At 70.6% G+C, this 9,862-nt stretch carries 9 protein-coding genes and 1 riboswitch; of the genes, 8 read left to right on the forward strand and 1 reads right to left on the reverse strand.

Going from position 1 to position 9,862, the window contains the following annotated elements:
• The first annotated feature begins 7 nt into the window (after positions 1 to 7).
• The 8 genes from E3T37_RS05040 to E3T37_RS05075 all read left to right on the forward strand — a co-directional run bounded on the left by E3T37_RS05040 (position 8) and on the right by E3T37_RS05075 (position 8,940).
• Positions 8 to 2,962, forward strand: coding sequence for a Na+/H+ antiporter subunit A (locus tag E3T37_RS05040; RefSeq protein ID WP_134365729.1), 2,955 nt, complete (start codon positions 8 to 10; stop codon positions 2,960 to 2,962).
• Positions 2,959 to 3,504: a sodium:proton antiporter gene (locus E3T37_RS05045; RefSeq protein WP_134365730.1), complete on the forward strand. Its 546-nt coding sequence runs from the start codon at positions 2,959 to 2,961 to the stop codon at positions 3,502 to 3,504. The genes E3T37_RS05040 and E3T37_RS05045 overlap by 4 nt, the downstream gene beginning before the upstream one ends.
• On the forward strand, positions 3,501 to 5,069 hold the full coding sequence (locus E3T37_RS05050) for a Na+/H+ antiporter subunit D (RefSeq protein ID WP_241976260.1): 1,569 nt from the start codon (positions 3,501 to 3,503) through the stop codon (positions 5,067 to 5,069). The genes E3T37_RS05045 and E3T37_RS05050 overlap by 4 nt, the downstream gene beginning before the upstream one ends.
• Positions 5,066 to 5,701 (forward strand): Na+/H+ antiporter subunit E, encoded by a 636-nt coding sequence (locus E3T37_RS05055; RefSeq protein WP_134365731.1) that lies wholly within the window; start codon positions 5,066 to 5,068, stop codon positions 5,699 to 5,701. Before E3T37_RS05050 ends, E3T37_RS05055 begins: the two co-directional genes overlap by 4 nt.
• Complete coding sequence (locus tag E3T37_RS05060; protein ID WP_134365732.1) at positions 5,701 to 5,964, forward strand: monovalent cation/H+ antiporter complex subunit F; 264 nt, start codon at positions 5,701 to 5,703, stop codon at positions 5,962 to 5,964. Before E3T37_RS05055 ends, E3T37_RS05060 begins: the two co-directional genes overlap by 1 nt.
• A complete protein-coding gene (gene mnhG, locus E3T37_RS05065) occupies positions 5,961 to 6,299 on the forward strand; it encodes a monovalent cation/H(+) antiporter subunit G (protein WP_241981038.1) in 339 nt (112 codons plus the stop codon). The genes E3T37_RS05060 and mnhG overlap by 4 nt, the downstream gene beginning before the upstream one ends.
• Positions 6,300 to 6,322: 23 nt before the next feature.
• A riboswitch (ZMP/ZTP riboswitch) is annotated at positions 6,323 to 6,412 on the forward strand.
• Between the two features lie 44 nt (positions 6,413 to 6,456).
• The gene (gene glyA / locus E3T37_RS05070; RefSeq protein WP_134365733.1) at positions 6,457 to 7,755 is read left to right on the forward strand and encodes a serine hydroxymethyltransferase; all 1,299 of its coding nucleotides are present in this window, start codon (positions 6,457 to 6,459) and stop codon (positions 7,753 to 7,755) included.
• Positions 7,756 to 8,055: 300 nt separating this feature from the next.
• Positions 8,056 to 8,940: a bifunctional methylenetetrahydrofolate dehydrogenase/methenyltetrahydrofolate cyclohydrolase gene (locus tag E3T37_RS05075; protein ID WP_134365734.1), complete on the forward strand. Its 885-nt coding sequence runs from the start codon at positions 8,056 to 8,058 to the stop codon at positions 8,938 to 8,940.
• Between the two features lie 293 nt (positions 8,941 to 9,233).
• Here the strand turns inward: E3T37_RS05075 and E3T37_RS05080 are convergent, their stop codons facing one another.
• Positions 9,234 to 9,782, reverse strand: coding sequence for a gamma carbonic anhydrase family protein (locus E3T37_RS05080; RefSeq protein WP_134365735.1), 549 nt, complete (start codon positions 9,780 to 9,782; stop codon positions 9,234 to 9,236).
• Positions 9,783 to 9,862: the final 80 nt, after the last annotated feature.

The raw sequence follows: 9,862 nt of genomic DNA on the forward strand, positions 1-9,862 counted from the left end.
AGGCCGCATGGCGACAATCCTGCTGGCTTTTTGTGTCGTCTCCGCCTTCACCCCGCTGCTGACGCGCCTCCTGTCGGTGCGGGCCTTCTACCTGATCGCCCTGCTGCCGGCGGCCGCTTTCGCCTACACCCTCGGCCAGACCGCCACCGTGACCGCGGGAGACGCGGTGACCGAGAGCATCCCGTGGATCCCGACGCTGGGTATCTCCCTCTCCTTCCGCGTCGACACCCTGGCCTGGCTGCTGGCGCTGGTCGTGACCGGGGTCGGCGCGCTGGTCCTGCTCTACTGCGCCCGCTACTTCGCCGCCGACGAGCTGTCCCTCGGCCGGTTCGCGGCCCTCCTGCTGGCCTTCGCCGGCACGATGTACGGGCTGGTGACCGCCGACGACATCGTGGTGATGTTCATTTTCTGGGAGATCACCAGTGTGCTCTCGTACCTGCTGATCGGGCACTACACGAGCCGCCGGGCGAGCCGCGGCGCCGCCCTGCAGGCTCTCCTGGTGACCACGTTCGGCGGGCTCGCCATGCTGGTGGGCGTCATCATGCTCTCCGTGGCGGCGGGAACGACCTCCCTGGCCGTGATCGTCGCCGACCCGGTCTCCGGGCCCGCCGCGACCTGGGCGATCCTGCTGATCCTCGTCGGCGCGCTGTCCAAGTCGGCGCTGATCCCCTTCCACTTCTGGCTGCCCGCGGCAATGGCCGCCCCGACCCCGGTCAGCGCCTACCTGCACGCGGCAGCCATGGTCAAGGCCGGCATCTACCTGGTCGCCCGGCTCGCCCCCGGCTATGCCGACACCGACGCCTGGATGCCGGTGCTGGTGACCATCGGCGTCTGGACGATGCTCGTCGGAGCGTGGCGCTCGCTCCGGCAGCACGACCTCAAGCTGCTGCTGGCCTACGGGACCGTCAGCCAGCTCGGGTTCCTGATGGTCTCGGTCGGATTCGGAACCCGGGACGCTGCGCTCGCCGGGGCGGCGCTGCTGCTCGCCCACGCGCTCTACAAGGCCACGCTGTTCCTCGTCGTCGGCATCATCGACCACCGGGCCGGCACCCGCGACCTGCGCCGGCTGTCCGGCCTCGGCCGCAGCCAGCCCGCGCTCCTGTTTATCGCCGTGCTCGCCGCCGGTTCGATGGCCGGACTGCCGCCCCTGTTCGGATTCGTCGCCAAGGAGGCCGTATTCACCGCGCTCCTGGAGGCCGGGCGGGCCGGCGACGGCTGGGGTTGGATCGCCCTGGTGGGCACGGGCATCGGCTCGGTGCTGACGGTCGCTTACAGCATCCGTTTCATTTGGGGTGCGTTCGGCACCCGGCCGACGATGGCTCCCACCGCGCTGCACCCGGACCGGTGGGGCGTGCTGCTGGCCCCCGTCGTCCTCACCGCCGGCACCGTGCTGCTCGGCCCGCTGAGCGCCGGGATCGACCCGTTGCTGGCCCCCTACGCCGACACGGTCGCCGGCGGCGGCGACTACCACCTCGCGCTCTGGCACGGCCTCGAGCCGGCGCTGCTGATCAGCCTGGTCCTGGTCCTCCTCGGCGCGCTGATGTTCGCAGCGCGCCGCCGGGTCGCGCTCCTGCAGGCCACCGTCCCCGCCTGGGTCGACGCCGGCCACGGCTACGGCGTGACCGTGCGCGGCATCGACCGGGCCGCGGCCCGCCTCACCCACTTCGCCCAGCGCGGTGGCCTGCCGCAGTACCTCTCCACCATCCTCGTGGTATTCGTGCTCGCCCTCGGCTTCGCGGCGCTGGTCAACCGCACCTGGCCCGACGCCCTGGTGCCCTGGGACTACCCGGCCCAGGTCGTGATCGCCCTGATCATGGGCATCGCGGCGGTCGCGGCCGCACGGGTCGGCCAGCGGATGACGTCGGTGCTGCTCGCGGGCGTCACCGGTTACGGCCTCGTGGCGTTGTTCGCCCTCCACGGCGCACCCGACCTCGCCCTCACCCAGGCGCTGGTCGAAACGATGACGCTGGTCGTGTTCGTGCTCGTGCTGCGCCGCCTGCCCACCGGGATCATGCAGCACAACCGGCCGATACACCGCCGCCGCCGCGCCCTGATCGGCGTGCTGGTCGGCGCCGTGATGGGAACCATCGGCGTGATCGCCCTCGGCGCACGGCAGGCGGTGAGCATCTCCGCCGAACTGCCGCGCCTGACCCAGGAGGCGCACGGCACCAACATCGTCAACGTCGTGCTCGTCGACATCCGGGCCTGGGACACCATGGGCGAGATCTCCGTCCTGATCGTCGTCGCGACCGGGGTGGCCAGCCTGCTCTTCGTGTCCGGACGCAACGAGGTCGTGCCGCGACTGAAGGGTTCCCGCACCCAGCGGTCGCCGCGGAACCGCCGCCGCGTGGTCGCCGACCCGCACGCGTCCTCCGCCGGGCACGCGGTCACCCGCCAGTCCTGGCTGCTGGCCGGGCGCACCATCCCCGCACCGGACCGGTCCATCCTGGTCGAGGTGCTCGTGCGGCTGCTCTTCCACCCGGCGATCGTCGTCTCCGTCTTCCTGCTCTTCGCCGGCCACAACGCCCCCGGCGGCGGATTCGCCGGCGGACTGCTGGCGGGCCTGGCCCTCGTGGCCCGGTACCTGGCCGGCGGCCGCTACGAACTGGGCGAGGCCGTGCCGGTGGACCCCGGCAAGATCCTCGGGCTCGGCGTCATCCTGGCGGTCGGTTCGGCGGTCGGGTCGCTCTTTTTCACCGGGATCCCGCTCGAGTCGGCGTATTTCAGCGCGGAGGTCCCGGTGCTCGGGGCCCTCTCGTTCGGCACCTCCACCATCTTCGACATCGGAGTGTACCTGGTCGTGATCGGCCTGGTGCTGGACATCCTGCGCAGCCTCGGCAGTGAGATCGACCGGCAGAGCGACGCCGGCACTGCCCCGACGCCCGAGCAGGAGACGCCGAGCGGCGGCGAGCCCAGCGGTGCCGAGCCCGAGGCCCTGGCCCGAACCGAGGTGCTGCCGTGAGCGCGTCCCTGACCCTCGTCATCGTCATGGCCGTGATGTACGCGGCCGGCGTCTACATCATGCTCGAGCGGAGCCTGACCCGGGTGCTGATCGGTTTCGTGCTGGTCGGCAACGCCACGAACCTGCTGATCTTCATCATGAGCGGCCGCCCGGGCAGCTCCCCGATCATCACCGGCACCGCCCGGGACCTGAGCATGGTCGACCCGATGCCGCAGGTGCTGATGCTGACCGCGATCGTCATCAACTTCGGCATCACGGCGCTCCTGCTGGCGCTCATCTACCGCTCCTGGTGGCTGGCGCAGCTCGGCGACGAGGGCGACAACCTCACCGACGAGCACGCCACCGAAGCTCCGGGCCAGAACGAGCGGGACTTCCGGTCCTCCAGCGACGACGACGCGGCCGTGGAAGCCTCGCTCGACGAGGACGGCGAGCACGACGACGACGACGAGCACGATGACGAGGATGGCGGTGCGAACGTCGGCGCTCGAGACGCCGCGAACACGTCCGGCCGCGCCGCGCGCCCGGACGGGGGTGCACGGTGAACCCGGCGGGCATCCTCGTGCCCCTGGTCGTGGCCCTCCCGTTGCTCGGTTCGGCGATCGCGCTGGCCCTCGGCCGGCGGCCGGGACGCCAGATCGGCATCAGCGTGCTCGTGCTGGCGGCCGTCGTGGTTATCAGTGCCGTGCTCCTCGTGCTCGTCGACCGGGGCGGCACGGTGGTCGTGCACGTCGGCGGCTGGCAGGCCCCGTGGGGGATCGTGCTGGTGGTCGACCGGTTGGCGGCCCTGATGCTGATCGTCTCCGCGCTGATGCTGCTGGGCGTGCTCCTGTTCGCCGTCGGCCAGGGCATCCTCGACGGCGACCGGGAAACCCCGGTGTCGATCTTCCACCCCACCTACCTGGTGCTGGCGGCCGGGCTGTTCAACGCGTTCATCGCGGGGGACCTGTTCAACCTGTACGTCGGATTCGAGATGCTGCTCTCGGCCAGCTACGTGCTGCTCACCCTCGGCGGAACCGGTGCGCGCATCCGTGCCGGCGTCACCTACATCGTCGTCAGCCTGGTCTCGTCCGTGCTCTTCCTCAGCGCGATCGCGCTGCTCTACGGGGCGACCGGTACGGTGACCCTGGCCCTGCTGGCCGAGCGCGTGCCCCAGCTCGCCCCCGATGTGCAGCTCGTGCTGGGGCTGATGCTGCTGTTGGGCTTCAGCGTCAAGGCCGCCGTGTTCCCGCTGTCGTTCTGGCTGCCGGACTCCTACCCGACCGCCCCCGCGCCGGTCACCGCGGTGTTCGCCGGGCTGCTCACCAAGGTGGGCGTGTACGCCATCCTGCGCACCCAGACCCTTCTGTTCCCGGAGAACCCGCTGTCGGTGCCGCTCCTGGTCCTGGCCCTGCTCACCATGCTGATCGGCATCCTCGGCGCGCTCGCGCAGGCCGATATCAAGCGGCTGCTCTCCTTCACCCTGGTCAGCCACATCGGGTACATGATCTTCGGCATCGCCCTGGGCACCCCCCTGGCCATCGCCGCCACCATCTTCTACGTGGTGCACCACATCACGGTGCAGACGACCCTCTTTCTCTGCGCCGGGCTGATCGAACGCGTCGGCGGCACCACCTCGCTGGCCAGACTGGGCGGGATGCTCAAGACGGCGCCCCTGGTGGCCGGCCTCTTCTTCGTCGGCGCGCTCAACCTCGGCGGAATCCCGCCGTTCTCCGGCTTCCTCGGCAAGGTGGCGCTCTTCCAGGCCGGGGCCGAACTGGGCGGCCCGCTCCCCTTCATCGTGATCGCCGCAGGCGCCGCGACGTCCCTGCTCACCCTGTACGCCCTCACCCGGGCCTGGAACATGGCCTTCTGGCGCCCGCGCCGGGAGATCGAGGACTACGAGTCGCCCATGCTCGACCGGCTCACGGACGACCCGCACGATGAGGGAACCGTCATCACCAAGACCATTTCGCCGCTGATGATCGGGGCGACGACGGCCCTGCTCGCGCTGACGCTCAGCCTCACGGTCTTCGCCGGACCGGTCTTCGCGTTTGCCGCCCGGGCCGCCGCCGAGATCGAGGAACCGGCCGCGTACATCGACGCGGTGTTCCCGGACGGAGCGCCGTGACCACGCGCTCCGAACGCCTGAACGGATACGTCAGCCGGCTCACCCTGGGCGGCGGGCTGGTGCTGCTCTGGATGCTGCTCTGGGGCAGCTTCGACTGGAGGGGTCTGGTCACCGGGGTGCTGGTGGCGGCGCTGGTCTCCGTCGTGTTCTACCTGCCGGCGGTGCAGTTGAGCGGGCGCCTGAATCCGTGGCGAACGGTGCTCTTCTTCCTGCGGTTGCTGGTGGACATCGTGTCGGCGTCGGTGCAGGTGGCCGCCGCGGCCCTGTCGCCGCGCTACCGCGCCAGCAATGCCATCCTCGCCGTGCCGCTGCACACCCGCAGTGACCTGATCCTGACCTGGACCGCGGTCGCCACGTCGATCGTGCCCGGCTCCCTCGTCGTGGACATCGACCGGGTCACCTCCACGCTCTACCTGCACGTGCTGAGCATGCGCACGCCGGAGCAGATCGAACGGTTCCGGGCGAGCGTGTTCGAGACCGAACGGCGAATCGTGCTCGCGTTCGGGTCGAGAGAAGACCTGGAACGGCTGCGGGTGTGCGCCGCCGCCACCGAGAAGTCACCCCAGAAGTCACCCGAGGAGTCACCCGAGAGCTCCACCGAGACGTCCACCGAGAAGACAGGAGACGAGTGATGGCAATCGTCGCGATTGTGGCCGGAGTCCTCTTCGGAGCCGGCGGACTGTTGGCCCTGTACCGCATCATCCGCGGACCGTCCGTGCTCGACCGGGTGATCGCCTCGGACGTGCTCGTGGCCACGGTCATCTGCGCCCTGGGCGCGGAGATGGCCCTCAACCGGCACGTCGACACCCTGCCGGTGCTGCTCGTCCTGGCCCTGTTCGCGGTGCTCGGCTCCCTCAGCGTCGCCCGGTTCCTGTCGGTTCGGGAGCGCTCGTGAACCAGGTGGCCAATGATGTGGTGACGGCCGTGCTGGTGCTGGCCGGGGCGGTGATGTGCTTCGCGGCCGGGGTCGGCCTGATCCGTTTCCCCGACGTGCTGACCCGCCTGCACGCGGCCACGAAACCACAGATCTTCGGCCTGATCGCGGTGACGACGGATGTCGCGGTTAACAATTTCTCGCTCGGGACCGTGACCCTGGTGGTCGCCATCGTCGTCTTCCAGGCGCTCACCGCCCCGATGGCGGCGCACCTGGTGGCCCGGGCCGGGCACGACAGCGAGCACCTCCGCACCGACCTGCTCATCGTCGACGAGCTGGGAAAGCGCACCGGCTGAGACCCGAGGGCGCCTGCTAAGATCGAGCCTGTCGCAACTGGCGTAGCACGAAAGATGGGTCACCATCGGGGAGCGACTGACACGGTTAGTGGCCGCACGCCTGGGCTACGACGAATTTTTCATCACGTCGTTCACTCAAGACGTCTAAGGAGACCCCGTGCCCGATTCTGTGCAGTCCAACGTCCTTCGATCCACGTTCAACGAGCCGCTCTCGGTCGTCGACCCGGAGATCGCCGCCGTCCTCGAGCAGGAGCTCGGGCGTCAGCGCGACTACCTCGAGATGATCGCGAGCGAGAACTTCGTTCCCCGCGCGGTGCTGCAGTCGCAGGGGTCGGTGCTCACGAACAAGTACGCCGAGGGCTACCCGGGGCGCCGCTACTACGGCGGCTGCGAGTACGTCGACGTCGCCGAGCAGCTCGCCATCGACCGGGCCAAGTCGCTCTTCGGCGCCGAGTACGCCAACGTGCAGCCCCACTCCGGCGCCACCGCGAACGCCGCCGTGCTCTCCGCCATCGCGACGCCCGGCGACACCATCCTGGGCCTGGAACTGGCCCACGGCGGTCACCTCACCCACGGGATGAAACTCAACTTCTCCGGCAAGCTCTACAACCCGGTCGCCTACGGCGTCGACCCGACCACCTTCCTGGTCGACATGGACGTCGTCCGCGAGAAGGCCCTCGAGCACAAGCCCAAGGTCATCATCGCCGGCTGGTCGGCCTACCCGCGCCACCTCGACTTCGCGGCCTTCCGCAGCATCGCCGACGAGGTCGGCGCGATGCTCTGGGTCGACATGGCGCACTTCGCCGGCCTCGTCGCCGCCGGGCTGCACCCGTCCCCGATCCCGTACGCGGACGTCGTCTCGACCACCGTGCACAAGACCCTGGCCGGCCCCCGCTCCGGCCTGATCCTCTCCCGCGACATGGCGCTGGCGAAGAAGCTCAACTCGAACGTGTTCCCGGGCCAGCAGGGCGGGCCGCTGATGCACGTCATCGCCGCCAAGGCGACCGCGTTCAAGCTCGCGGCCGAGCCGGAGTTCAAGGAACGCCAGGAACGCACCCTCCGCGGCGCCAGCATCCTGGCCGACCGTCTGATGGCCGACGACTCCCGCGCCGGCGGCGTGGACGTGCTCACCGGCGGCACCGACGTGCACCTCGTGCTCGCCGACCTCCGCAACTCGCCCATCAACGGCCAGCAGGCCGAGGACGCCCTGCACGCCGTGGGCATCACGGTCAACCGCAACTCGGTTCCATTCGACCCGCGCCCGCCGATGGTCACCAGCGGCCTGCGGATCGGCACGCCCGCCCTGGCCACCCGCGGCTTCGGCGACGAGGAGTTCACGGTCGTCGCCGATGTCATCGCGGAGGCGCTCAAGCCGGACGCCGACATCCAGGGCCTCCGCGCCCGGGTCAAGGTGCTCACCGACGCCTTCCCGCTCTACCCCGGCCTGCAGCAGTAGCCCGCCCCGCGGGCGCGGCGCCCGTCGCGCCTCACCCGCCACGTCCCGCGCTGTCCCGCCCCGGGCTGTCCCGGCCCCGGCTCGGCTCCAGCTTCGGCTTCGGCCCCGGAAGCCCGGCCCCAACGAATTCGACGGAGATTTCGCCTTAAAAACACGCTGACGGCATCCGTCACCGGCGTGTCGGTCAAAATCTCCGTCGAATTCGCACACGCGCGGTCCGGAACCGGCAGCACTCCGGAACCGCAGCAGCCGGCCGGAACCCGCATCTGAGAACGATCGACTGAATCGAATGGATCCACAATGACGGCAATCACCCTCGACGGAGTCAAGACCGCCTCCGCGGTCAAGTCCGAACTCATCGGCCGCATCAGCGAGCTGCGGGCGCACGGCGTCGTGCCGGGGCTCGGTACGCTGCTGGTCGGCGACGACCCAGGGTCGCGCTCGTATGTCGCGGGCAAGCACCGCGACTGCGCCGAGGTCGGCATCGAATCGATCCGCGTCGACCTGCCGGCCTCCGCCAGCACCGCCGACGTGCGCGCGGCCATCGCCGACCTCAACTCCGCCCGGGAGGTGACCGGGTACATCATCCAGTTGCCGCTGCCGGTCGGGCACAACGACAACGCCATGCTCGAACTTATCGACCCGTCGAAGGATGCCGACGGCCTGCACCCGACGAACCTCGGCCGGCTGGTACTCGGCATCGAGGGCGAACTGGACTCACCGCTGCCCTGCACGCCGGCCGGCATCGTCGAACTGCTGCACCGCTACGACGTGCCGATCGTCGGCCGTCGCGTCGTCGTGGTGGGCCGCGGGCTCACGGTCGGGCGTCCGCTCGGCCTGCTCTTCACCCGCAAGGGCCTGGACGCCACGGTCACCCTCACCCACTCCCGCACGGTCGACCTGCCCGGCGAGGTGCGCCGCGCGGACATCGTCGTGGCGGCGGTCGGTGTTCCGCACCTGATCCAGGCCGACTGGGTCAAGCCCGGCGCCGCCGTGCTCGACGTGGGCATCACCCGGGTGACCGACCCGATCACCGGCAAGGGCACCCTGACCGGGGACGTGCACCCGGACGTCGCCGAGGTGGCCGGTTTCCTCTCCCCGAACCCGCGGGGCGTGGGACCGATGACCCGGGCCATGCTGCTCTGCAACGTGGTCAAGGCCGCCGAACTCTCGCTCCGTCGGTAGCTCTCGACGGTCGTCGCGGTGCCGCCGTGTGGCGCCGGTCGCCCGGCTGGCCCGGTGGCGCAAGTCAACCCGGCCCGCGATCCGGCGAGACCCGGTACGGATGCCGCCGGTGGCGCAGGTCACTCCGGCGCGCGATCCGGGCAACCCCGGGTACGGATGCCGTCGCGGCGCACGCTGTGTGCGCCGGCGCATGTTGCAGCGGGCGCCGCGAGCCACAACCTGAGCCCTGAACCGCGGTGCGCGCAGCGAGACCGGCGGGCGGACTCAAGCGAGTTGTGATCCGCCGGGGCAGCTCAGGCCTGGGGTGCGGCGCCCACGGATGCGTGCAGCGCGGAGTGACGCAGATACTCCTCCGCGTTGTGGCTGAGGCCGGCCACCTCTTCATCCGTCAACGACCGGCGCACCTTCGCCGGGACGCCGGCGACCAGCGAGCGCGGCGGGATCACGGAGCCCTCGAGCACGACGGCTCCGGCCGCGACGAGCGACCCGGAACCGATGACGGCACCGTTCAGGACCGTCGCCGACATGCCGATCAGGGAACCGTCTTCGATCGTGCACCCGTGCAGCACGGCGCCGTGGCCGACGGACACGTCCCGGCCGAGGATGAGCGGAAACCCGTGGTCGACGTGGCAGGAGACGTTGTCCTGCAGGTTGGATCCGGGGCCGATGCGGATGGGCTCCGCCTCCGCGCGCAGCACGGCGTTGTACCAGACGCTGGCATGCTCGGCCAGGACGACGTTGCCCACCAGCACGGCGCCGGGGGCGACATAGGCGGTGTCGGCGACGACGGGTCGGGGGCGGTCGGGGAGAGTGATGATGCGGGCGGCACTGTCGGCAGTCATACGCGCCAGCCTATCGCCCGGCCGCGCCCCGGCGCCCACGTGCGCCCACGTGCGGCCGGGCGCGGCCGGGCGCGGCCGGC

The sequence above is a fragment of the Cryobacterium sp. TMT2-10 genome (genome assembly GCF_004403075.1).
Taxonomy (GTDB): domain Bacteria; phylum Actinomycetota; class Actinomycetes; order Actinomycetales; family Microbacteriaceae; genus Cryobacterium; species Cryobacterium shii.

Excerpts from the sequence above, each read along its gene's own strand:
- E3T37_RS05040 (WP_134365729.1), top strand. The coding sequence starts at position 8 with ATGGCGACAATCCTGCTGGCTTTTTGTGTCGTCTCCGCCTTCACCCCG.
- E3T37_RS05060 (WP_134365732.1), top strand. The coding sequence starts at position 5,701 with ATGGCAATCGTCGCGATTGTGGCCGGAGTCCTCTTCGGAGCCGGCGGA.
- E3T37_RS05075 (WP_134365734.1), top strand. The coding sequence starts at position 8,056 with ATGACGGCAATCACCCTCGACGGAGTCAAGACCGCCTCCGCGGTCAAG.
- E3T37_RS05080 (WP_134365735.1), bottom strand. The coding sequence starts at position 9,782 with ATGACTGCCGACAGTGCCGCCCGCATCATCACTCTCCCCGACCGCCCC.